This window comes from Streptomyces johnsoniae, assembly GCF_031845565.1.
Taxonomy (GTDB): domain Bacteria; phylum Actinomycetota; class Actinomycetes; order Streptomycetales; family Streptomycetaceae; genus Streptomyces; species Streptomyces johnsoniae.
The window spans coordinates 1-255 of the sequence record NZ_JAVREV010000113.1 but is presented as its reverse complement, the minus strand read 5'-3'; the positions used below and the strand labels follow the sequence as shown (position 1 = coordinate 255).

Sequence of the window (255 nt, the reverse complement as noted above, 5' to 3'; positions counted from 1 at the left end):
AATCGGCGCACACGTTTCCCACGTGTGTATCGCTACTCATGCCTGCATTCTCACTCGTGAACCATCCACAACACGCTTCCACGGCTGCTTCACCCGGCACACGACGCTCCCCTACCCACCACAACATGTGTGGCGACACGACTTCGGCGGTGTACTTGAGCCCCGCTACATTATCGGCGCAGAATCACTCGACCAGTGAGCTATTACGCACTCTTTCAAGGATGGCTGCTTCTAAGCCAACCTCCTGGCTGTCTC

At 56.5% G+C, this 255-nt stretch carries 1 rRNA gene; it reads right to left on the bottom strand.

The features are described from left to right. Positions 1-255: ribosomal RNA gene (locus RM779_RS33515) — 23S ribosomal RNA — on the bottom strand; the annotation flags it as partial.